Consider the following 22,482-nt stretch of genomic DNA (forward strand, 5'->3'; position numbering starts at 1 on the left):
GATCAGCTGTTGAACGTCTTCCGGATGCGGATGGCCATATTGTTGCCCTTGCGGCCAATATCGCCCTCAAAGGCTGGCACGCCGTCGCGTCCACCGGACAGGAGCTGAACCGGCTGGTCCGCCGGCAGGCCAAGCAACAGCGTGTCGCCGGCCTTGAGGCCCGTCAGCTTGCTGACAGGCACGTTCAGCGAAGCAAGCCGGGCGGTCACAACAGCCGTGACAGGGCGCTTGCGCGGCTGCTCCGACGGGCCAGCTTCGGATCGGACCGCTTTTTGGGCCTCCGTGACCAACAGGTCGAGTTCGATGGCCTCATCATTCAGGACGACCTGGAACCGCACGCGCTCACCCGACTGGCCGGGCACAAGCGCGCCAACAAAGCGGTGTTCGGTTTCGACCCCGATAAATCCGGTCTCCGGATCGAAGGCTGCGCGCAGCGGCGCCAGCAACTGTTCAATAAGGGCACAGTCAATCGCGCTGAATGCCCGCTTGAATGGCTGCGTCTGGAGATCGGCCACGCCGCCGCAGGCATGGGAGACCAGTGCGGCGCCCAGCGTCTCGGGCACCTGCAGGACATGGGTCACCGTGTCTTCGCCAGCGCCGTAGCAGATATAGGCCGCGGTGGCATCCGATGCCGTCTCGACAAGCGCCGCTTCGACATCATTGACGCGCGCCGATGAGCGGAAACGGAAGGCCGCCTTCAGCCCTGTTGCCTGCGCAAAGATCAGTGACAGCCTGGCCGCCAGCCGCTTGCCGCCTTCGGCGCCGAGCAGCTCGACATCGTCAAAGGCGCGCTCGACCGGCTGGTCCTGTCCGGGCTGGGGCGCTTCAGTGTCGTTGATGGTCGGCAGGTCCGGACGCAGCAGCGCCTCGATCTCGGCCTTGGACAGGACACCGCGCGGCGTCGGGAACTTGTAGTCATCCACTGGCGGGCGCCGCTTGCCGGGCATGTCACGCATGACTTCGCGCTCACGCCGTTCCGGCATGGCCCATTCATCTGCTTCCTGGAGCGGGGCGCCCTGCATCGTGTTCCCGTCTTTGCTTTCGATCATTTCTGGGCCGCGCTGGTTAATGAGGCGTTAGGATTCTCGGCGCTCTGCAGGACAAATACGGCAGGTTTTCGGCATCAGCGCCGAAACTGGCTAACAGAATCGCCTCTGACGTTTACCACTTCGGCGCATGATTCATCAGCCGGAAACTTCTGCTTAGGAAATGATTCGGATTCCGGTGGCAAAGTCAGCTTCAACGGATCGGCACTCAGAAAAAACCGCCGGGCGTTGGGTGATGCAAAAGCGGCAGCGACCATTCCGGGCGCTGCCGCTTTTCTCTTTTAGCTTTTCAAGGCTCGATCAGTCGTCGCGGACCGTACGTTCCTGGCGCTCGTGGCGCTCTTGCGCCTCAAGGCTGAGCGTGGCGGTCGGACGCGCTTCCAGACGGCGCAGGCTGATCGGCTCGCCCGTCTCGTCGCAATAGCCATACGTCCCTTCATCGATCCGGCGCAGGGCCGCGTCGATCTTTGCGATCAGCTTTCGCTGACGGTCACGGGTCCGAAGTTCCAGCGCCTTGTCGCTTTCCGAAGAGGCACGATCGACCAGGTCGGGCAGATTGCTCGAGTCTTCCTGGAGATTGTTGATCGTCGATTTGGTTCCAGCGAGGATGTCCGCCTTCCACTGCTCCAGCCGAGCGCGGAAGTAAGCCTGCTGGCGAGGGTTCATGAACTCCTCATCATCAGAAGGAACATAGTCCGTGATATCTGGTTCTGACATCGTCTCCACTCCTCCAACAAGGCGGGCCTATATAGCGTGTCGCCTGCCTGTGCAAATGCACTTTGCATTTTCCGTGCTAAATGCAGTCTCACACGAATAAGGCGTGAATCGGCCCAAATTGGCGAGTTTTTTCACCGCTGCCACAAAACCCTGCCGATACGGTCTTGCGTCTGACAGCGTGCCCGTGCGGTATAGCGGCATGCCCGGTGCGGGCGATTTGCGTACTAACTTTACCCAGGTCGAACATGGCCAGACTCCGCAGAAGAAGGGAAAGCAGCCGACAGGGGACCTGGCGCCAGGCCCTGCTTTTTAACAGTTTGCTGCTTCTGCTTGCGGTGCTCGGCGCGCGGATCATGACCAATGCCTACACCGCCGAAAGCGTTGGCGACGTGCCGGACATCCAGGCCCGCACCGAAACCCGGCGCGCCATCGACGAGGCTTTCCAGACCATCGTGCCGAAAGGCAATGTCGCGCGTGCCTTCTGGGCCGACCAGATTTCGCGCGAACTGTCAGCGCGCGATTTTTCGGCCGCGCGCGGCTATCTGCTGGCCGCCCCGGTCATGCTGGAGCGTGATGATGGGCGTGCGATCCTCGCGGCGGCCGATGCCGAAGAGACCGGCTCCCAGGACCAGCGCTTGGTGAAAGCCGCCCTGCTCTTCCTGCCGAATGAAACCCGCGCCGAATACGAGCGGGCCATCGAACCGCCACGTGTCAATATCGAGCCTGACGAGGCCGAGGGCGACGTCATCGCTTCGAGCGAAGCCAGTAGCGACCGCACGGATCCTGATTTGGCGCCCGAGAGCCCTGCCGATGGCGAGGCCGGCGCGGAATTCGGCGACGGCGACATCCCCGACGAAGACCTCTACGCCCCGCGGCGCGCCTCTGCCTTTTCGCTCGTCGGAGACCGCGCCGATCTCGTCCGCCGGGCCCAGCGCTGGGTGAATGGCGATGCGGTCGACAGCCTGCAGATTCGCCTGAGCGCCATCGGCCTGATCGACATTCCCAACCCGGACGAGGAGATCGACTATGCGCGGGCCATTTCCGTTCTGAAGGCTGCCGGACGGGCGCGCCGCCTGACATCAAAATACCGCGAATACCTGACCGGCCGTGTCGACCTCGCCCTGCCCGAAGAGCAGGCTTTCGCGGCCGTGCGCGATGCCCTTTCCCAGGTTGCACCGATGAACCAGCTGGAAGACCAGGTCGTCGCCGCCTTCGAGGCGACCATCGTGCCTGAAGGCTTGCGGCGGCTGGAAAGCGACCTGGCGGCCATTGACCGGATCGCTGCCCTGACAAGCCCATCCGGCGCGGTCACGCTGCTGGAGAGCGCCGACTCGCCTGAAGATGTCAGGAAGCTGCAACTGATCGCTGAAGCCGGTGGGGACCGCGCCGTCGCACTGTCCAAGGAGATCGGCCCGCGCGTGCTGCGCCTGGCTCAGATCGGCATCAAATGGTCGATGAACCTTGCCCTGCAGATCATGGGGCTCGCCGCGATCGGCATGGCGCTGGCGTGGACGGCGCTGTCAGCGGTCGGCCAGGCCCGGCCGGTTCGTCATATCCGAAGCTGAGCCTCAGCCGCCGATCCCGAACGCGCCGATAATTCCATCGATGATGAGCTGCGTCGACAGGGCCGCCAGGATGACGCCGAAGATCCGCGTGATGGCCCCGGCGACGCTTTCGCCAAGCGCCTTGACCAGCGGCGCCGCCAGCAGGAAGACGACCAGGCAGAGCAGCATGTTCACGCCGATTGCGGAAAGGACAGCGCCCTTCTGCTCCCAGGACGCCGACTGGGACATGAACAGCATGGCCGTCGCGATCGACCCGGGCCCCGCCAGCATCGGAATGCCGATCGGAAAGACCGAGACGTCATCGGGTTTCTCATGTTCTTCCAGGTATTCGTCGGCTCGCGTCTCGCGCCGCTCGGTGCGTTTCTCGAACACCATGTCGAGCGCGATGAGAAAGAGCAGGACGCCGCCTGCCGCCCGGAAGGCGTCGATAGTGATCTTCAGCTGCTGCAGCAGCCAGGCGCCAAAGAAGGCAAAGCCGAAAATGATCAGCGAAGCGACAAAGATCGACTTCCAGGCCATTTCCCTGCGGTAGCGCGCATCGCCGCGCGCCGTCAGTGACGCAAAGATAGGCGCCACGCCTACTGCGTCGATCAGGACGAAGAAGGTGACGAAGGAAGCTGTGAAAACTGAGAAGAAATCGCCGGTCATGGCGTGCGCTCTAGTCTGCCGGTCTGAGCGCGTCCAGTATCTCTTCCACCGCCGGATGCAGGGCAGTCTTGTCCTTGCGCATATGCGCCGGACGCTCGACCGGCTTCAGCTCGGCCATCATCTTGATCAGGCGCAGGCCGCGCGCCCTCTGCAGCAAGCCGTCCAGCTCGTCATCGCCCGACACGCTCGCGACAACGCCTTCGCCGAAATCGATCTGGATGTCAGCGTCGGCCGTCCCCGTCTCTAGGCGGGAAATGCCTTCGTCCAGAGGTAGGATCTCGTCTTGCATATCGCCCGCCGGGCCTGAGTTTGCGTTACCCATGTTGGGCCTCCGCCTCGGAGTCGCGCCGTACCAGCTTACGGCATGTTCCCAACGCCTTGTAGACCTGACCGGCCGCCAGCGACCGGGTGATGGAGAGAATCTCCGTGCGGTCCTTTTCCTCGCGGGTTTCCTCCATCAGATCAGCAAGCGCGGAAATACAGGCATCGTAAAGCGCGCCGCCCTTGTCGCCGGTCAGATACATCTGCATGACCGAGAAATAGGCGGCATCCTGAAGGGTCTTCACCTGCTCGGGAAACATGATGTCGCGTTCACGCAGGATACGCGCACGCGTTTCCAGCAACAGGGTGCCGCGCCGCTCACCATTACGGATCACGGCGCCATTCACCACAACGGCTTCGCCGGGTTTGAGCGACAGTTTGAGCGGCATTCAGCCTTCCCCCCGCAGGATACTTCTATCCGAATCAGGCTTTTACAATAGGTTACGAATGGTTAATACGACATTGAAAATGCCGTTTGCAAACCCCTGCGCAGTTGACGCGAAGTCACATTGCAGCGAGCGGTTGCTCTCTGGCGCGCTGCCTCTATCATCTGGAAGCGGAAGAATTGGAGAAATCGATGCGCTTCGAAGGCACACAGGATTATGTCGCAACAGAGGATCTGCGCGTGGCCGTTAACGCCGCGATCGCTCTGGAACGCCCGCTTCTGGTCAAGGGCGAGCCGGGCACCGGCAAGACCGTTCTCGCCATCGAGGTCGCGAAGGCACTCGGCGCGCCGCTGATCGAATGGCACATCAAATCGACGACCAAGGCCGCCCAGGGCCTCTATGAGTACGATGCGGTGAGCCGCCTGCGCGATGGCCAGATGGGCGATGAGCGCGCCAAGGACGTCTCCAACTACATCAAGAAGGGCAAGCTCTGGGAAGCCTTCACCGCGAAGGAACGCCCGATCCTGCTCATCGACGAGATCGACAAGGCCGATATCGAATTCCCGAACGACCTCCTGCAGGAGCTCGACCGGATGGAATTCTATGTCTACGAGACTGATGAGACCATCAAGGCCAAGCAGCGCCCGATCGTGATCATCACCTCGAACAATGAGAAGGAACTGCCGGACGCCTTCCTGCGCCGCTGCTTCTTCCACTTCATCAAGTTCCCGGACGAGCAGACGATGAACGAGATCATCGAGGTGCACTATCCGGGCATCAAGAAGAAGCTGGTCTCCGAAGCGCTGACCACCTTCTACTCCATGCGCGAAGTCCCCGGCATGAAGAAGAAGCCGTCGACCAGCGAACTGCTCGACTGGCTGAAACTGCTGATGAATGAGGATATCGACCTTGAGACCCTCAAGGAGCAGAACCCGGACAAGCTGACCCCGCCGCTGCATGGCGCGCTGCTCAAGAACGAGCAGGACGTCGCCCTGTTCGAGCGCCTGGCCTTCCTGTCGCGCCGCGAGAACACCCCGCGCCGCGGCCCGTCTGGCTGATCGGGCGGGCTCGCTTCAGCGCGAGCTTTCAGGAAAATACAGGCTTGAAGGCCTTTGGGCTTTCTCCATAATCCCTCCTCGGGGGAGGGACGCATCATGGCTGTGGCCGATCTGAAGAAACTGAGGCATCCGTCTGAGACGAGCCGCTTCCTTTTCGCGCTGATCGTCGTCGTGCCATTGTCGCTGGTCGCGCTTGTCTATCTGGTTCTGACGCTCGGCCTGATCCTGCTGCCTATCCTTCTGGTCCTTGTCTTCATCCGCAACATCGTCCTCGCCAGCTTCCTCGGCAACTATGTCCGGGTCAGCGAGCACAATTTCCCGCAGATCGCGCAATGGAGCGACGAGGTCTGCGCTTCGATCGGCTACAACAAGCCGATCGATGTCTTCGTGTATGAGGACGGCTCCTTCAATGCGATGCTGGTGCCGATCCTCAAGAAGAAGGCTGTCCTGCTGAATTCCGAGACGGTGCACGGCGCCGACGAGACGGAAATGAAGTGGCTGCTCGGCCGGTTCGTGGGATACCTGAAGGGCAAGAAGATGCGCTTCTGGGTGTTCGAAGTGTTCCTCAACGCGTTCGAGAACCTGTTCGTCTTCAACTTCTTTCTCTACCCCTATGAACGCTCCGCCGTGCTGACCGGCGACCGCATCGGCGCCTATGCGGCCGGCTTCAACCAGCCGCGCATTCTCTCGGCCATGGCCAAGCTCATGGTCGGCCCGGACGTTGCGGGTCAGGTCACCGCGCAGGGCATCGCCGAACAGGACGGGATGCTGCGCCGCAAGCCCTTCTTCAGCCTCATGGCCCGGCTGGCCTCACCCTTTCCGCACATGACGCGCCGCTACACCGAGATGCTGATTTTCTTCCGGGAAGGCGCGAGCGATCTACCGCCGCCGGAAGCCCCGAGTGCCTCTGCAGCGAGCCGGCACCCGGCCTACGCGTCCACATCGCCGGGCGGCGATGCTTTTGCCGCCGACCTGCCGGGCAGAGCAAGCGGGCCGGGTCTCGGCATGCTCATCCTGGCGCTGGTCCTTGGCCTGGCCGCCTATGGCAGCCTGACACGCCTTCTCGATCTCTCTGAGCCCCGGCTCGTCGAACCGGTCCTGTCCTGGCTCACCTTCGCCGAGCTTCCACTGCTGCTCGGTAGCGGCTGGCCGCTCGAATTGCAGTTCTGGGGCTGTGTCGCGGCTGGCGGCCTGGTGGCCGCCCTGGTGGGCCGGCGAAGCGCTGCCGTGAACGCCTATGTCGGCGTCCTGTTCATCTGGTCTCTCGGCTTTGCAGGCTACACCTGGGTCGATGGCGGCATGGAGACCGGCGCGCTCTGGACCTATACTCAGTACCTGCTGCTCGGGACCGTCATGATGCTGATCGCCTGCATCCCCGGCTATCTCGCCTCCCGCCTGTTCGGGAATGAGTGACCTACTGTTCTGACGCGACCGCCACAGGCAATGTCAGGTCGACGCGGCGGATTTCGCTGATGCCCCTGTCCGCGTCCAGCTGGCCCTCGATGACCGTCGTGCCGGACAGCGCAAAGATCCGGCCGAGCGTGAAAATCGGCCGCGAATTGCCGTACCAGTCGATGCAGGACACCTCGCACTCATAGCTCGGATCCGGCTCTCCATCAGCGCCCATCAGCGTCCCGGCCGAATGGAGTGAGGCGTCCGTGCCGACCTTGATATAGCTGAGATCGGAATTGTCCGAGCGCCACACCCAGCGGCCGGCTTCCCAGGTCTGCTGGACAGTCGGCAGACCGATCAGGCCATCGCCCTCCGGTCCGATACGGCTATTGAAAGCGTGGCTGCGATTTTCCGATTCATAGCGCGAGACCAGGGTCACCTGCCCGGCGACCTTCGGGGCCTCGCCGCGAAGATCGATGCTCGACAGGCTGAGGCCGCGCCGGTCCATGTATCCGGTGGCGACAAGATGGTCGCGGGCGCGTTCCAGCCGGATGACGCTCTGATGGACATCCAGCGTCAGGGGGCTGGCCGGGTCCCCCAACGGGACAAGAGTCAGCCGCGACGACGCCAGCGGCAGCTGCTCATCGGACGACCAGAGCGGCACGGTCTCATTATATGTCGTGTAGGCGAAATGCGTGTTTGTGAACCGGTTCTCGATCGTGCCGTCCTCGACGTCCGGCAGCGCCACATAGTCCGCCGGGTCGATATCGGCAGCTGCCGCGCCGATCCGCTCGCGCGGCAGCTGCATCAGCGCATAGCCCGCCTGCCCGTCATCCTCACCCTCCTCCAGCCGGACGAAGGCGCGGAACACATCGCTCGCCGCGGCCATCGAGAACTGGTTGACGGGCTCGCCCTGCACCTTCGCGACGCCGGGCGCTGCATCGCCATAGGGGATTGAATAGAGCAGCGCCGGATTGTCGCCGTCATGATCGCCCGCCGAGTTCTGCCACCAGCTCTTGTCGGCCGCATTCACCCAGAGCCAGACAGCGTCCTGCGAGGCGTAGTATTCATAGCTGTCACTGGCGAGAAAGGCCGTGGTGCGGCAGTCCGGAGCCGTCCCTGTATCTGCAAGGACTGTCTTCAGCGGACAGAGCGTGATCGTGTGAAGCAGCGGGTCGTTGGTATCCTGCAGCGGCCGATAGACGGTCTCTGCCTTGAGGCGCGAGGTGTCGGTCTTCGCCATGGTGCGTGACAGGACTGGCGCGTTCAGCGCCTCGAAATCATCGATGTCGACAAGGTAAAAGCTTGTGTGCAGCGCGAGCTGCCCGTTGACGAGGCGGGTCGTGTAATTGTCGCCGTCATAATAATCCATGGCCGGCAGGAAGAAGCGGTCCCGGAAGGTGATCGTGCCATCTTCGGCAAGTTCGAGAACAGCGAAGACGGATGCTTCGGCATCGTAGGAATAGCCAATCACGATCATCTGGTTCCCGAAGACCAGCATCTCGTCATACCAGGTGTCTTCCTCGGCCGTCTGGTAGACATTCTCGCGATCGACGAATTTCAGGCCGGGCGCGCCATCCGGCATCAGGTCGACCGAAAAGAGACGGCCATCCTGCATGACGATCAGATAGCGCCCGATCTGTTTGACGACATCGCCTTCATCGACGCCGGCCTCCTGCGTGTTGGTGATCGATGCGGCCTCTTCCGCCGAGCCGGTCACCGTGACCTGGTCAACGCCGGCCGCCGGTTCAACGTCGGCCATTTTCGGGGCGGGCTCACTGGGAGCAGGCGCGCTTGGCACCGGCGCGCTCGGCGTGGGTGCGCCCGCCGAAGGTGGCGGGGGTGGAGGCGGCGGCGGCGGAGGAGGAGGAGGCGCTGGCGGTGGCGGAGGTGGAGGCGGTGCCGACATGGCCGGTGCGGCGCTCTCAAACCAGGCGTCGTCGTCCGCGGACTCATCCCTGTCGAGCTTGCCCGTCAGCGTGCGGTAATAGTGCTCGAACTCCGCCTCGCTGGCGAAGGGCGCAAGCGTCGGCCAGACCGTCTGCGAGGGCTGGGAGAAATCCGGTTCAGGCGCAGCGGGCTCAGGCGTTTCAGGAGCCTGCGTCACACAGGCGCCAAGAAGGAAGGCGCCCAGCGCCACCGAGACTGAACCAACTCGCATTATATCCTCCCACCTGCTGCCTGTGACCATCGAAGAAAAATATGGCGAAATCAAGCAATTGGCGCGGAGCTATCATCCTGAAGCCGAGCATGCACCAGGCGTTCGGAATTGCCGTCTCCGCCCTGGATCGGGCTGTCCGCCCGATCGACAACCTGCCAGCCTTGCTGCTCCAGCCACGCGCAGAACGCATCCTCGGCATCGCGGACGGCTTTGGCATCGGTGACGATCCCGCCCTTGCCGACATGCGCCCGGCCGACCTGGAATTGCGGCTTGAAGAGGCAGACCAGATCGGCGCCTGGCGCGGCCAGTGACAGTGGCACCGCCAGCAGCTTCTCCAGCGCGATGAAGCTTGCGTCACAGACGATGAGACCCGGCAAAAATCCGATATCGCCGCGCGTCAGCTGGCGCGCATCGAACCCTTCCAGCGACTTCACCCGCTCATCCCCGGCAAGGCTCGGATGAAGCTGGCCACGGCCGACATCGACCGCGCAGACCCGCGATGCGCCCCGGCTGAGCAGGACATGGGTAAACCCGCCCGTCGACGCGCCGACATCGAGGCAGTCCCGCCCGGTCGGATTAACACCGAAGAGATCCAGCGCATGGGCAAGCTTCACCCCGCCTCGCGACACCCAGGGATGGGCCGGCGCGGCCTCGATCCGGTCCGTATCGCGGATTTTCGCAGATGGCTTGGTGAGCTGCACCCCGTTGACGGCCACGCGCCCGGCGCTGATGGCGGCCTGCGCAGCTGCCCGGCTCTCGAAGTGGCCAAGCGCGACCAGCACGCGGTCTGCCCTGTCGGGATTACTCAAAATTCACGCCCTTCCGGAACGACACAGCCCTGACCGGCATTGGTCACCTTGCCGCTCTTACTATATCAGTGAGGGCGAAACCAAGGAGTTCGGAATCATGCGGAAATTCTCGATACCACTGGCCGTCTGCGCCACAGCTGTCCTGTTTGCCTGTTCGCAGCAGGCCTCGGATGCCCAGGACCAGGAGACAGCGGAGGCGCCTGCTCAGGATGAAGCTGCCCTGCCCGAACCCGGCGGCAGCGAGTCCCTTCCATCGATGATGCGCGCGACCGGAGACCTGCTCGGCGGTGACGGCAACACGATCGGCAGCGTCAACCTGATCGAAGGGCCGAACGGCATCCTCATGGAAGTCAGCATCGACGCTGGCGGCCTCACACCCGGCTGGCATGCCATCCACATGCACCAGACCGGCGATTGCAGCGATACGGGCAGCTACACCGCCTCCGGCGGACACGTCGGCAAAGTCGACGGCGGCCATGGTCTGCTCAATCCAGCCGGCCCCGAGCCGGGTGACCTCCCCAACCTCTATGCCTTCGAGGACGGGTCGGTTCACTTTGAAACATTCACCGACCTGGTCAGCCTGTCTGACGTAATGGACGAGGATGGCGGGGCCATCATCATCCATGAAGGCCGCGACGACCATCTGAGCCAGCCCATTGGCGGCGCCGGCGGTCGCGTGGCCTGCGCCGTCGTCAACTAGGCCCCGATGAGACGGCGCTGACGGATCGGCCGGTCACTCCGAGCGGTCGATCTTCCCGCGTAGTGCTTTTTTCTCGCCGTGTTCCTTCTTGGCCTTGATGCGACGCTCGACGGCGCCGCGTCCTGGCCGGGTCGGAATGCGGCGTTTGCGTTTCTGGGCCGCCTGCCGGATCATGCCCTGCAGCCGGGTTCTCGCCGCCTCGCGGTTTCGGGCCTGCGAGCGGTGCTCGCTCGCCTCGACGATCACATCGCCTTCCTTGGTAATGCGGGACTTCCAGCGCTGGCGGAAACGGGTCTTGATGGCCTGCGGCAGGCTCGAGGCATCGACATTCCAGCGCAGCTGCACAGCCGTCGAAACCTTGTTCACATTCTGCCCGCCCGGCCCTGACGCGCGCACGAATGTTTCGACCAGCTCCCAATAAGGCACTGAATAATCGTCGTTTATTCTGAGATCGTCGCTGGATGACATGATGAAGGGTCTGTTCAGGCAGGGTTCAAGCTTGCGAACCTATTATTCAATCAGGGTTTCAGCACTGAAACCAGATCAACGCCGGACAGCCGGTAATTTCATCGGGAGGCTAAATCAATGGCTCTCTACAAGACACTCGTGCGAATGGGGGCATCCGTTGTCCTCTCATTCGCCATGCTTGCGCCGGCTGCAATGGCCGAAGAACGTGGCCGCGGCGACCGCGGCGGATATCATGACCGCGGCGACCGCGGTGACCGGGGCCATCGCGGCGACCGTGACCACAGAGGCGATCGCGGCCACAGGGGCGATCGCGGAGACCGTCATCATGGCGGGCGGGATCATGGGCGCGACTGGAATCGTGGACGCGATCACGGCCGTGACTGGAATCGCGGCCGGGACCATAAACGGGACTGGCGTCATTCACGCGACCACCGCCGCGACTGGAGCCACAATCGCCACCGCGACCGCGACTGGAATCGCGGCTATCATCACCGCCGGCACTATTCGGCCCCGCGCGTCGTGAACCGCTACTATTACAGCGCGCCTCGCTACAACTACGGCCATTACCGGCCGCGTGTGACCTTCCACTATGATCACGGCTACTATCATGGCGGCTACCGGATCGGCGGCTATTACAGCTATCGTCCGAACACGATCATCATTCGCGACTATTCGCGCTATGGCCTCTATGCCCCGCCGCATGGCCATCACTGGGTCCGCGATCCCTATAGCGGCGACGCGGTCCTGGCCTCCATCGCCACGGGTGCCATTATCGGCCTCGCCGTCGGCATCCTGGCGCAATAAGTCACCCCGGACACGCAATAAAAAACGCCCGGCCCTCGCATGAAGGCCGGGCGATTTTTTTGTTCACCTTTCATTAGGCACGAGTCATGCTTTAATTGTCAGTGCCGGACCATTTTGCGGCCGGTGCTTTGTTTTCAGCAACAGAAAGGAGGTGATCCAATGTCGAGTGAGAAACCAGGGGCGGCTATTGGATCCGTCCGTGCTGGTGGACTTGGAGAGCAGCCTCTCTTTGACCGCTAGCACTGGCAAAGGCAGGCCCTGAGCCTGCCGGGATTCAGAGCCAAACCGGCTCACGGAGGCCGCCCGTCAGGGCGGCCTTTTCGTTTGCGGAAATAGAGGGATGGCCGCCCGCCTAGTTGCCCGAGGCAGCGCCCCCGCCAAACCACATGCGACCGCGCTGCAGGTCCTGGCTGAGCCGGATCTCGACCGGTTCGCCGGACAGTCTCTGGCGATAGACCTGCGTGTTCTCCAGGACGCGCTGGACATAGTTGCGGGTTTCGGAGAACGGGATGAACTCGATCCAGTCGATCGGATCAATCTCACCGGTGCGCGGGTCGCCATAATCACGGATCCAGCGCGCCGGCCTCGACGCGCCGGCATTATACGCCGCCGCCGTCATGATGTAGCTGCCATTGAACCGGTCCAGAAGCGTATCGAGATGCGCGCCGCCAAGCGTCATGTTGTAGCCTGGATCATCGGTCAGCCAGGACGTCTTGTAAGGCAGGCCGATATTGCGGGCCTCCATCCGGGCGGTGCTGGGGATGAACTGCATCAGGCCGCGCGCATTCGCATGCGAGACCGCCGACGGGTTCATTTCGCTTTCCTGACGCGACAGCGCATACATCATGGCCCGTTCGACGTCCGGCTCACGGAGCAACTCGAAATCGGGCACCGGGAACGCGGCATCCGTCGCCACGATCCCCTTGGCGAGGCCTGCCTTCGCGCCGCGCACACCAATGTCTGCATACAGATAATCGGAAGCGAGCTCGGACAGGAGCAGGTAATCCGCCTCGGTCGCGAGCATGTCATCCAGGTGATAGGCGAACTGACGGAATTCACCGGCCTCGCCATTCTCCGCCAGCAGCTTCAGCGCCTGCACGAGCGGGCGGGCGTTGAAGGCCGCGCGCTCCTCCTTGCTTACCGGCTGGCTGGCCTGCAGGAACAGCTGGGTATTGCCGGTCTTTTCCGCGGCCAGCTGGCCATAGAAGACGAACGGATACTGCGCCGCCAGCGCATAAGCTTCCTGCGCCTCGTCTGTCCGGCCGAGCGCCTCGAGGGCACGGCCGCGCCAGTAGTCGGCCCGCGACTGGCTGATCGGGGTCGAGACGTTCTTGCCCAGGTTTTCGAAATGGCCGAGCGCCTTTTCTGGCTGCTCCAGCTGACGCAAGGCGATCCAGCCGGCCAGCCATTCGGCTTCGGCAAAGTCCGTGCCCTCGCTCATGCCATGCGGCTCGGCAAGCTGGTAGGCGGTGGTGAAATCGCCATCCTTCAGCGCCGAACGCAGCGCCATGGACCGCTCACGCCAGAGATTGTCGCGACCGACAGACGGCACTTCGGCCCCGTCGATCTGCGCCAGAAGCGGGACATAGTTCGACTCCGGCTGGCCCGCCCTGCGGCGCCATTTCGCCCGGTCATAAAGCAGGCCCGGATTGTCCTGAAGGTATTCCGGGACAGCATCGACGGCCCCATCCACACCGCGGCGGCGCAGCTGCAGGCTGGAGCGCGCCTCAACCAGCCTGCGCCAGTCCGGGCTGAGATAGGGCTGCAGACGCGCGGCCGCCGAATGCTGGGCGGTCCAGAGCAGGAAGTCGGCGCGCTGCTGGTGATCGAACGGCGTCAGGTCACTGCCATACCGGGCAAGGACCTGGTTGGTGAGGTCGTCATCCAGCGTGTTCCCGTGCCAGGCCTGCCGGATATAGGTCAGCGCCTCCTCGCGGCGCCCCTCACGGCGGAGCGCCTCGGCCAGCGCGACGCGGCCGGCACCGGAGACCGGACCGCCAATCTCTTCGAACCAGTCTATCTGCTGCTGCGAATTCAGCGCCGAAAGTGAAACGGCCTCCTCCGCCCGGACCTGGACGCTGGTCATCTGCGGCCAGTCGCCCTGCGAGCGCAGCAGGTTGCTCAACTCGTCGAAGGACATGATCAGGTCGCCGCGGCCGCGATACCAGCGAATCACCTGCCGGACGATTTCCGACCGCGCCTGCGCTTCGAGGTTGCGAACGGTGCTCCAGCGGTTCTCCGCAGCGGCATTGAGCGCGCTGCGCAGAATGCCCGCATCCGTTGTCGACACGACATTCGATGCCGCAACCAGATCGGGCTTGAGGCTTGGCGCTGGTGGAATGGCTGCAGACGCGCTGGCTGCAGCCGAAATCAGCAGCAATGCTGCGAGACTTGCCCGATGATTACGTAGGCGCATGGACCCTGCCTGTTTTCTTTGCGTTCACAGCGTGCCAAACACGCTGTGTCGAATCTCGAATTCAGTTATCAACACATAAATCGCGGCAACAATACGATGTTCCATGGATCGATCCCTGCACTGGTCACACCCTTCAAGAACGGTGAAGTAGATCGCAAGGCCTATGCCGATTTGATCGAGCGACAGATCGAAGGCGGTAGCGGGGCGCTTGTGCCGTGCGGGACGACCGGCGAGTCTGCAACGCTCAGCCATGCAGAGCACCGCGAAGCCGTATCCTTCTGTGTCGAAGTGGCCGCCGGCCGGGTTCCCGTCATTGCTGGCGCAGGCTCAAATTCCACAAGAGAAGCCATCGGCCTGGTTCAGCACGCCAAGGATACTGGCGCCGATGCCGCGCTCTGCGTCTGCCCGTATTACAACCGTCCGGACCAGATCGGCCTGGAAGCGCATTTCCGCGCCATTGCAGACGCCGTCTCGCTGCCGATCATCATGTACAATGTCCCGGCCCGCACCGTCTCCGACGTGCAGCCCGACACAGTGATCCGTCTCGGCAAGCTGCCGAACATCGTCGGGATCAAGGACGCGACCGGCGACCTTGCGCGCGTCAGCCTGCATGCCGCCGGCCTGCAGGGCGAGCAGTTCGTGCAGATCTCGGGCGACGACCCTTCGGCGCTTGGCTACTGCGCCATGGGTGGCAAGGGCTGTATCTCCGTGACGGCAAACATCGCGCCCGAGCAGATGGCGAAGATGCACAAGGCCGTCCAGGAGGGTGACCTGGCAACGGCTCAGGAGATCGAGCGGAAATTCATCGCCCTGCACAAGGCGCTGTTCGTCACCCCCTCCCCCGGCCCGGCGAAATACGCGCTGGCCAAGCTCGGCCTGTGCTCCGGCGAGGTCCGCCTTCCCATCGTCGCGCCGCACGATGCAGCCTGTGAGAAGATTGACGCTGCAATGGAAATCGCAGGCCTTATATAGACCGGCATGTCCAAGAAGACCCAGATCAAGGGCCGCACTGATGGCCTCGTCGCAGAGAATCGGCGCTCGCGCTTCGACTACCATGTCGAGGATACGCTTGAGGCCGGTCTCGTGCTCGAAGGCAGTGAGGTCAAATCCCTGCGCAATGGGCGCGCGAACATCGCCGAGGCGTATGCCGCCGTCGAGAATGGCGAGCTGTGGCTCGTGAATGCCGACTTCCCGCCCTATGAGGGCGCCAACCAGTTCAACCACGATCCGAAGCGGCGGCGGAAGCTGCTCGTCTCGAAGCGCGAGATTGCGAAGCTCGCCCAGGCCGTTGACCGCGCCGGGCGGACGATCGTGCCTCTGAAACTGTACTTCAACGATCGCGGGATCGCGAAACTGCTGATCGGCATCGCGACCGGCAAGCGCGCGCCCGACAAGCGCGAGACGGCAAAGAAACGCGACTGGCAGCGCCAGAAGGCCCGCATCCTGAAAGAGAATTAGGCCGAAACGATCCGTGCATACTGGCCCGGATCGACATTGCCGCCGGAAATCACGACGCCAACGCGTTTGCCCTTCGCCGCTTCCGGCAGGTCATGAAGCGCGCTGGCCAGGGCGGCCGCACCGCCGGGCTCGACGACCAGCTTGAGGTGCCTGAAGGCCTGACGCATCGCGTCCTCGATGGCCGTATCGTCGACCGCGCAGCCACCCGCCAGCAGCCGCTTGCCGAGCGCCCAGGTGATCTCACCCGGCGCGGGCGTCAGGATCGCATCGCAGATGGAGCGCGAGCCGGGCGCATTCGCCACGATCTCGCCGGCGGCCAGCGAGCGGCGCCAGTCATCATGCTCGGCTGGTTCGGCGGTCCATATCTTCGTGGCGGGGCTCAGCGCCTCGAAGGCCAGCGCGATCCCCGTGATCAGGCCGCCTCCGCCGACACAGCAGATGAGATGGTCGAGCGGGGTGCCGGCCGCCTGCATCTGCTCGGCAAACTCGACACCGGCCGTGCCCTGCCCGGTGATGATGTACGGGTCGTCGAAGCTCGGCACGAGCACCGCCTCGCGAAGATCGGCTTCAGCCGCCGCAATCGCTTCGCGGCTTTCATTGTGTCGGTCATAGAAACGGATCTCGGCCCCGTCGCGCCGCACGCCCTCAACCTTGATGCCCGGCGCATCCGACGGCATCACGATCAGCGCAGGCATCTCAAGAAGCCGCGCGGCCCGGGCGACGCCCTGGGCGTGGTTGCCTGAGGAGAAGGCGACGACGCCGCCTTTTTGCCGGGCCGGGTCGATCTGCATCAGCCGGTTGGTGGCGCCGCGAATCTTGAAACTGCCGGTCAGCTGCAGGTTCTCGCATTTGAAGAAGAGCTCTGCACCAGCCAGTGCGTCGATGGCCTCGTTGCGCAGCACAGGCGTGCGAACAACGTGCCCCTGCAGACGGCGGGCGGCCTCAAGCACATCGTCAGGACTGGGAAGCGTTCCGTCCGGCAGCCCGTTCATCGTTACATGTACCGCCGCGAGGGACCCGATGCGACGCGCTGGGTCTTGAACCAGTCGACGAACTTGCCGATGCCTTCTTCGAGGCTGACTTTCGGGTCATAGCCGTAGTCGGCCTGCATCTTGGAAATGTCGGCGCAGGTCTCGGTGACATCGCCCGGCTGCATTGGCTCAAGCGCGATGCGCGCCGTCTTGCCAGTCGCTTTCTCGATGGTGCGGATGAAGTCCATCAGCTGAACGGGCTGGTTGTGGCCGATATTGTAGAGCAGGTGCGTGCGCTCGCCATCGGCAAAATGCGGCTCGCCCGTTGCGATCGCCTTCAGGCCGGCGATGGCATCGTCGATATAGGTGAAGTCGCGTTTCATCTTGCCGCCATTGAAGACGCGGATCGTCTCGCCGCGCAGGATCCGGTCGGTGAACGACCAGTAGGCCATGTCGGGGCGCCCCCATGGACCGTAGACGGTAAAGAAACGCACGCCGATCTGCTGCAGGTCATACAGCTTGGCATAGGCCTGGCTCATCAGCTCGTCGGCGCGCTTGGTGGCGGCGTAGAGCGAGACCGGCCGGTCGACATTGGCGTCTTCCTTGAAGGGCGCCACGGCATCGTCGCCATAGACCGAACTCGAAGAGGCATAGACCAGCATCGGCGCCTTTGCCGCACGCCGGCAGAATTCCAGCACGGCGAGATGGCCGGTCATGTTGGACGCGGCATAGGCGAAGGGATTCTCGAGCGAATAACGGACACCGGCCTGGGCGGCGAGATGGATCACCCGGTCGATCGAATCGCGCTCTGGCAAGGCCAGCAGCCGGTCGTGATCGGAAATGTCGAGCTTGCGGAACTCGAACTCCGGCAGGCGCTCGAGCTGGTGCAGCCGCTCCTGCTTGTAGGTGACGTCGTAATAGGCATTGAGATTGTCGAGGCCGAGGACGCTATGGCCCTCTTCAAGCAGGGCTTTCGAGATCTGCGACCCGATAAAACCCGCAACGCCTGTGACTAGAAATCTCATTCATCTACCTCGCCAGCATGGCTATAGCGGGCAGGTGCAGCCGGGAAAAGAAGCTGACTGAGAATGCGCTCAAAGCCGCGAAGCGTAACGGGCGATAATGTCGCGCGCATCCTTGGATGTTTCCGGATTTTCGATCGCATGGGCCAGCACAGCCTCGAAATAACCCGCCTTCGAGCCGCAATCGAATTCCTCGCCTTCGAACTCGAATGCGTAGAAGGCCTGCTTTTCCATCAGGCGCTCCATCGAGTCGGTCAGCTGGATCTCGCCGCCGGCGCCCTTGCCCTGGTCTTCCAGCAGCGCGAAGATTTCCGGCTGGAGAATATAGCGGCCGGTGATCTTCAGGTTTGACGGGGCTTCCTCGCGCGGGGGTTTTTCCACCATGCCGCTCATCTCGATCAGGCGGCCATCGCGGGACTTGGGCGCGATGACACCATAAGAGGAGACGCGCTCTTCGGGCACCGGGTCGACCGCCACGATATTGCCGCCAACCTTGTTGTAGGCCTCGACCATCTGGGCAAGGCAGGAAGGCTTGGCCCGCACGATCACGTCGGGCAGCAGCACGGCGAACGGCTCGTTGCCGATAATGTCCTTGGCGCACCAGACGGCATGGCCGAGACCAAGCGGCGCCTGCTGGCGGGTGAAGCTGGCAGCGCCTGCAGGCAGCTTCGTCTTCTGGACTTCCTTGAGGATGTCGGCCTTGGAGGCCTTCGCCGCGAGCGAGGTCTCAAGCTCGAACGCCTCGTCGAAATAGTCCTCGATGGCGCCCTTGCCGCGGCCCGTCACGAAGACGATGTGTTCGATCCCGGCTTCGAGCGCCTCGTCGACGACATATTGGAGCGCGGGACGGTCGACGACCGGCAGCAGCTCCTTGGGTATGGATTTCGTTGCAGGAAGAACACGCGTGCCATGACCGGCCACCGGCAGAACCGCCTTACGAATTCCCATATTTTCCCCCAAATCATTCATTCTGGTTCATGTGAGGCCGAGGACCATACAGGCTCGCCTCCGATTGGCCAGCGCCGTGCTACCAGATTCCGTAAAAGAAGAATATGCCCAGCAGGGTCGTGATGCCCGAAGCCGATGCGAGGACGCGGCCGATATCCACGATCCGCTCGCGCCTGTGGTGCGCTTCCATCGACCGGGCGAGGTTTTCCTGCATTGCACGTGCAGGCGATTCTGCAGCCTCGACATCCGGACGCGCGGAAACCTCTTCGAGACCGGCCGTATCCGTATCGGTTGCTGGCGTCTCATATGTTTCCGGCTCGTGGTGATCTGGCTTCTTGATCGCAGACATGTCGGCAGCCCTCTCCTTCAGGCCCCATTTGCCACGCCCATCCCTAATGAAGCGCTAAATGGCGCTTTGTAATTGATCGGGAATTCGGGTTTTCCGGCCATTCGGTACAGCGCCTGCCCGAATATGCCCAAGCAGCGGGCAATAAGCGCTGCCCCGGGATGAATCTGCCCGCGGGGTGTCATCGGTGCGGCAGAATCCGCTATGGTCGGAGCGCGTTTTCAGGACCCTTTTAGCCGATGGAAAACAAGATCCCCGGAAAGCTCGCCTGGATTGGCCGACTTCGCATGCCCGCGCTGATCCTTCTCACCGCCCTGGCGCTCTGGGCCGGTGCGAAGTTCCTCTGGGCGGAAAGCGGTTATGTCGAGACGACGCTGATCGGCGTCCGCTTCCTGGTGATCTCGGCGATTGGCTGGGCCGTCACCTCGCTGACCGATCTCGCCATCAAGCGGCGCATGGGCCGCCTGGACATCGATGTCGCGGACAATTTCCAGGCCCGCAAATCGGCAACCCGCCTCGATGTGATGCGGCGGGTCATCATTGTCGTAGGCGCGATTGCGACTCTCGCCTGCGCGCTCGTTGTCGTGCCGTGGGCGCGCCAGCTCGGCGTATCGCTGCTGGCGTCTGCGGGGATTGTCGGCATCGCGGTTGGCCTCGCCGCGCGGCCGGTCCTGTCGAACCTGATCGCGGGCATCCAGATCGCCTTCACCCAGCCGATCCGGATCGAGGATGCCGTCGTGCTGGAGAATGAGTGGGGCTGGATCGAGGAGATCGACCTCTTCTACGTTGTCGTCCGCATCTGGGACCGCCGCCGCCTGATCGTGCCCCTCACCTATTTCATCGAAAAACCCTTCCAGAACTGGACGCGCAAGTCCGGTACGATCATTGGCGCGGTCTATTGGTGGCTCGACTATCGCGCCCCGGTCGCCAAGATGCGCGACAAGCTGGAAGAAATCTGCAAGTCGACCGAGCTCTGGGATGGCGAGGTGGTGAACCTGCAGGTGTCGGAAACCGACAAGATGACCATCCAGGTCCGCGCACTCGCCACCGCCAGCACAAGCCCGCGCGCCTGGGACCTGCGCTGCTATATCCGCGAGCAGATGATCAACTGGCTGCAGGCCGAACACCCCGAAGCCTTCCCGCGCATCCGGGCCCGCGCCGAAGTGTCCGACGAGCCGATGAATTTCGCCCCGCCGCCGAAGCCATCCGACATCGAATTGGGTGACCAGTCGCTGGACGGCTCCGAGCTGGCGGACAGCGGTGCGGGTGAACCGAAACCCTAAAGCGTGCTCACCACATGGCCGCCATCGACGACGATGGTCGACCCGGTCATGTAGCTGCCCGCATCGGACGCCAGCAGCAGCAGCGCGCCGGCCAGCTCCTCATGCTTGCCGAAACGGCGCATCGGGACGCGCTTGCGCATCTTGTCACCGGCCTCGCTGTCGAGGAATTCGTCATTGATGTCGGTCTTGAAGTAGCCGGGCGCGATCGCGTTCACGCGGATGCCGTAGCGGGCCGATTCCAGCGCCATTACGCGGGTGAGATGGTCGACAGCGGCCTTGGACGCAGCATAGGCGGCAATGGTGTGCTGCGGGCGCAGGGCGGTGATCGACGCGATGTTGATGATGGAGCCGGGCTTACCCGCTTCCATCAGCGCATTCGCCCCGGCCTTGGCGACGCGCCAGACACCGTCGAGGTTGGTGTTCATGACCGCGCGCCAGTCTTCCTCGGTCATCTGCGTGAACCAGTTGTCCCGCGAAATGCCGGAATTGTTGACGATGATATCGACGGGGGCGCCCAGCTTGTCCTGGACGGTCTTGAAGGCCGCTTCGACGCTGGCCGGGTCGGTGACGTCCATTTCAACCGCGAGCGCCTTTCCGCCGGAGGACTCAATTTCGCCGGCCAGAGCTTCCAGTTTTTCAAGGCGCCGCGCCGCCAGCACCACACCGGCTCCAGCCTTGGCCAGGGCGCGCGCAAACGCTGCGCCAAGTCCACCTGACGCACCGGTAACCATCGCCGTTTTTCCTGTTAGTTCGAACAATTCCATGCCTCGTTTTCCGTTTCGCTATTGCTTTCGCGCAAGATTTTTCCGATCACTCGCGCCATGAAGCTCACAATCTTAAAAGAAACAAGTCCGGGGGAAACGCGCGTCGCGGCAACTCCGGAGTCGGTGAAAAAGCTGATTGGGCTCGGGCATTCGGTGACCATTGAATCTGGCGCCGGAACCGCTGCGGGATTCCCGGACAAGGCTTTTTCGGAGGAAGGTGCAACCATTGCCAAGACGGCGGCAACAGCACTGAAGGGGGCTGACCTTCTGCTGAAGGTCCGCGCGCCGAGTGCCGAGGAGGCCGGGAAATATCCCGAGGGCCTGACCGTCATCGCGCTGATGAACCCGTTCAACATGGGCGACCTCACGGACGCTTATAACGCGAAGAAACTCAACACGCTCGCCATGGAATTCACCCCGCGCATCACGCGGGCCCAGTCCATGGACGCGCTGTCCTCGCAGTCGAACCTGGCCGGCTATCGCGCCATGATCGAGGGCGCGCAGATCTATGGCCGCGCCATGCCGATGATGATGACCGCTGCGGGCACGGTCGCCCCGGCCAAGGTCTTCGTCATGGGCGCGGGCGTCGCCGGTCTTCAGGCCATCGCCACGGCCCGCCGCCTTGGCGGTGTTGTGACGGCGACCGATGTTCGTCCGGCGGCCAAGGAACAGGTCGCCTCGCTCGGCGCCAAGTTCATCGCTGTCGAGAACGAAGAGTTCAAGGAAGCCGAGACCGCTGGCGGCTATGCCAAGGAGATGTCGGACGACTACAAGAAGCAGCAGGCTGAACTGACGGCGAACCATATCGCCAAGCAGGACATCGTCATCACCACCGCCCTCATCCCGGGCCGGCCTGCGCCGGAACTGGTCAGCGAAGCGATGGTGAAATCGATGAAGCCGGGCTCGGTGATCGTCGACATGGCCGTCGCCTCGGGTGGCAACTGCCCGCTGTCCAAACCCGATGAGGTCGTCGATGTCGACGGCGTGAAAGTGGCCGGGTTCTCCAACCTGCCCGCACGCCTGCCGGCCGACTCCTCCTCGCTCTATGCGAAGAACCTGCTCGCCTTCCTGCCGCTGATCACAGCCGAGGATGGCGCGCTGAACCTCGATACCGACGATGAAATCGTCACCGCCATGCTGCTGACCCGCGGCGGCGAAACCGTGAATGAAAGGCTGAAATCATGAAAGCCATTCCAGTA

General features: G+C 63.1%; 23 protein-coding genes. 9 read left to right on the forward strand and 14 right to left on the reverse strand.

Features of this window, described 5'->3' with window-relative positions; all coding sequences use genetic code 11:
* Nucleotides 1-2: 2 nt before the first annotated feature.
* Complete coding sequence (locus D1223_RS14610; RefSeq protein WP_119377181.1) at nucleotides 3-1,049, reverse strand: FliM/FliN family flagellar motor switch protein; 1,047 nt, start codon at nucleotides 1,047-1,049, stop codon at nucleotides 3-5.
* Nucleotides 1,050-1,346: 297 nt separating this feature from the next.
* Entirely contained in the window at nucleotides 1,347-1,763 is a 417-nt protein-coding gene (gene dksA / locus D1223_RS14615; protein WP_119377182.1) for an RNA polymerase-binding protein DksA, read from the reverse strand.
* A 353-nt stretch (nucleotides 1,764-2,116) separates the two neighbouring features.
* Between dksA and D1223_RS14620 the strand changes: the two genes are divergently transcribed.
* Nucleotides 2,117-3,328, forward strand: a complete 1,212-nt coding sequence (locus D1223_RS14620; RefSeq protein WP_147372850.1) for a hypothetical protein — start codon at nucleotides 2,117-2,119, stop codon at nucleotides 3,326-3,328.
* A gap of 3 nt (nucleotides 3,329-3,331) precedes the next feature.
* Here the strand turns inward: D1223_RS14620 and D1223_RS14625 are convergent, their stop codons facing one another.
* The 3 genes from D1223_RS14625 to D1223_RS14635 are packed head-to-tail and all read right to left on the reverse strand — an operon-like array spanning nucleotide 3,332 to nucleotide 4,686.
* On the reverse strand, nucleotides 3,332-3,976 hold the full coding sequence (locus D1223_RS14625) for a MarC family protein (protein WP_119377184.1): 645 nt from the start codon (nucleotides 3,974-3,976) through the stop codon (nucleotides 3,332-3,334).
* A gap of 10 nt (nucleotides 3,977-3,986) precedes the next feature.
* Nucleotides 3,987-4,265: a hypothetical protein gene (locus D1223_RS14630; protein WP_233353191.1), complete on the reverse strand. Its 279-nt coding sequence runs from the start codon at nucleotides 4,263-4,265 to the stop codon at nucleotides 3,987-3,989.
* Nucleotides 4,266-4,290: 25 nt separating this feature from the next.
* Nucleotides 4,291-4,686: a flagellar biosynthesis repressor FlbT gene (locus D1223_RS14635; RefSeq protein WP_119377186.1), complete on the reverse strand. Its 396-nt coding sequence runs from the start codon at nucleotides 4,684-4,686 to the stop codon at nucleotides 4,291-4,293.
* Between the two features lie 188 nt (nucleotides 4,687-4,874).
* Here D1223_RS14635 and D1223_RS14640 point away from each other — a divergent pair, with 188 nt between their 5' ends.
* Both D1223_RS14640 and D1223_RS14645 read left to right on the forward strand, forming a co-directional pair.
* Entirely contained in the window at nucleotides 4,875-5,741 is an 867-nt protein-coding gene (locus D1223_RS14640) for an AAA family ATPase (protein ID WP_119377187.1), read from the forward strand.
* A 96-nt stretch (nucleotides 5,742-5,837) separates the two neighbouring features.
* Nucleotides 5,838-7,154: a M48 family metallopeptidase gene (locus tag D1223_RS14645; RefSeq protein WP_119377188.1), complete on the forward strand. Its 1,317-nt coding sequence runs from the start codon at nucleotides 5,838-5,840 to the stop codon at nucleotides 7,152-7,154.
* 1 nt (nucleotide 7,155) lies between these two features.
* On the opposite strand, the gene D1223_RS14650 is transcribed toward D1223_RS14645, so the two are convergent.
* Nucleotides 7,156-9,294 carry a beta-propeller domain-containing protein gene (locus tag D1223_RS14650; protein ID WP_199288220.1) on the reverse strand — a complete coding sequence of 713 codons (2,139 nt, stop codon included), beginning with the start codon at nucleotides 9,292-9,294 and terminating at the stop codon, nucleotides 7,156-7,158.
* A 50-nt stretch (nucleotides 9,295-9,344) separates the two neighbouring features.
* Nucleotides 9,345-10,103 (reverse strand): TlyA family RNA methyltransferase, encoded by a 759-nt coding sequence (locus D1223_RS14660; protein WP_233353192.1) that lies wholly within the window; start codon nucleotides 10,101-10,103, stop codon nucleotides 9,345-9,347.
* Nucleotides 10,104-10,200: 97 nt separating this feature from the next.
* On the opposite strand from D1223_RS14660, the gene D1223_RS14665 reads away from it, so the two are divergent.
* Nucleotides 10,201-10,803, forward strand: coding sequence for a superoxide dismutase family protein (locus tag D1223_RS14665; RefSeq protein WP_119377192.1), 603 nt, complete (start codon nucleotides 10,201-10,203; stop codon nucleotides 10,801-10,803).
* Nucleotides 10,804-10,836: 33 nt separating this feature from the next.
* Here the strand turns inward: D1223_RS14665 and arfB are convergent, their stop codons facing one another.
* Entirely contained in the window at nucleotides 10,837-11,271 is a 435-nt protein-coding gene (arfB, locus tag D1223_RS14670) for an alternative ribosome rescue aminoacyl-tRNA hydrolase ArfB (protein ID WP_119377193.1), read from the reverse strand.
* Nucleotides 11,272-11,388: 117 nt separating this feature from the next.
* On the opposite strand from arfB, the gene D1223_RS14675 reads away from it, so the two are divergent.
* A complete protein-coding gene (locus tag D1223_RS14675) occupies nucleotides 11,389-12,075 on the forward strand; it encodes an RcnB family protein (RefSeq protein WP_147372852.1) in 687 nt (228 codons plus the stop codon).
* A 352-nt stretch (nucleotides 12,076-12,427) separates the two neighbouring features.
* On the opposite strand, the gene D1223_RS14680 is transcribed toward D1223_RS14675, so the two are convergent.
* Nucleotides 12,428-14,491 carry a lytic transglycosylase domain-containing protein gene (locus tag D1223_RS14680; protein WP_119377195.1) on the reverse strand — a complete coding sequence of 688 codons (2,064 nt, stop codon included), beginning with the start codon at nucleotides 14,489-14,491 and terminating at the stop codon, nucleotides 12,428-12,430.
* A 96-nt stretch (nucleotides 14,492-14,587) separates the two neighbouring features.
* Between D1223_RS14680 and dapA the strand changes: the two genes are divergently transcribed.
* Complete coding sequence (gene dapA, locus D1223_RS14685) at nucleotides 14,588-15,463, forward strand: 4-hydroxy-tetrahydrodipicolinate synthase (RefSeq protein WP_119377330.1); 876 nt, start codon at nucleotides 14,588-14,590, stop codon at nucleotides 15,461-15,463.
* Between the two features lie 6 nt (nucleotides 15,464-15,469).
* The gene (gene smpB, locus D1223_RS14690) at nucleotides 15,470-15,949 is read left to right on the forward strand and encodes an SsrA-binding protein SmpB (RefSeq protein WP_119377196.1); all 480 of its coding nucleotides are present in this window, start codon (nucleotides 15,470-15,472) and stop codon (nucleotides 15,947-15,949) included.
* Here the strand turns inward: smpB and D1223_RS14695 are convergent.
* From D1223_RS14695 to D1223_RS14710, 4 genes are all read right to left on the reverse strand, one after another.
* Complete coding sequence (locus tag D1223_RS14695) at nucleotides 15,946-16,941, reverse strand: threonine ammonia-lyase (protein ID WP_119377197.1); 996 nt, start codon at nucleotides 16,939-16,941, stop codon at nucleotides 15,946-15,948. The genes smpB and D1223_RS14695 overlap by 4 nt on opposite strands.
* 2 nt (nucleotides 16,942-16,943) lie before the next feature.
* Nucleotides 16,944-17,945 carry an NAD-dependent epimerase/dehydratase family protein gene (locus tag D1223_RS14700; RefSeq protein ID WP_119377198.1) on the reverse strand — a complete coding sequence of 334 codons (1,002 nt, stop codon included), beginning with the start codon at nucleotides 17,943-17,945 and terminating at the stop codon, nucleotides 16,944-16,946.
* Nucleotides 17,946-18,014: 69 nt separating this feature from the next.
* Entirely contained in the window at nucleotides 18,015-18,890 is an 876-nt protein-coding gene (gene galU, locus D1223_RS14705; RefSeq protein ID WP_119377199.1) for a UTP--glucose-1-phosphate uridylyltransferase GalU, read from the reverse strand.
* 79 nt (nucleotides 18,891-18,969) lie between these two features.
* Entirely contained in the window at nucleotides 18,970-19,239 is a 270-nt protein-coding gene (locus D1223_RS14710) for a hypothetical protein (RefSeq protein ID WP_119377200.1), read from the reverse strand.
* Between the two features lie 236 nt (nucleotides 19,240-19,475).
* Here D1223_RS14710 and D1223_RS14715 point away from each other — a divergent pair, with 236 nt between their 5' ends.
* The gene (locus D1223_RS14715) at nucleotides 19,476-20,519 is read left to right on the forward strand and encodes a mechanosensitive ion channel family protein (RefSeq protein ID WP_119377201.1); all 1,044 of its coding nucleotides are present in this window, start codon (nucleotides 19,476-19,478) and stop codon (nucleotides 20,517-20,519) included.
* Here the strand turns inward: D1223_RS14715 and D1223_RS14720 are convergent.
* Nucleotides 20,516-21,283, reverse strand: a complete 768-nt coding sequence (locus tag D1223_RS14720) for an SDR family NAD(P)-dependent oxidoreductase (RefSeq protein ID WP_119377202.1) — start codon at nucleotides 21,281-21,283, stop codon at nucleotides 20,516-20,518. The two genes, D1223_RS14715 and D1223_RS14720, sit on opposite strands and share 4 nt — an antisense overlap.
* A gap of 57 nt (nucleotides 21,284-21,340) precedes the next feature.
* Between D1223_RS14720 and D1223_RS14725 the strand changes: the two genes are divergently transcribed.
* The gene (locus D1223_RS14725; RefSeq protein WP_119377203.1) at nucleotides 21,341-22,468 is read left to right on the forward strand and encodes a Re/Si-specific NAD(P)(+) transhydrogenase subunit alpha; all 1,128 of its coding nucleotides are present in this window, start codon (nucleotides 21,341-21,343) and stop codon (nucleotides 22,466-22,468) included.
* Nucleotides 22,469-22,482: the final 14 nt, after the last annotated feature.

Origin of the sequence: Henriciella mobilis (genome assembly GCF_003576285.1) — a bacterium.
Taxonomy (GTDB): Bacteria; Pseudomonadota; Alphaproteobacteria; order Caulobacterales; family Hyphomonadaceae; genus Henriciella; species Henriciella mobilis.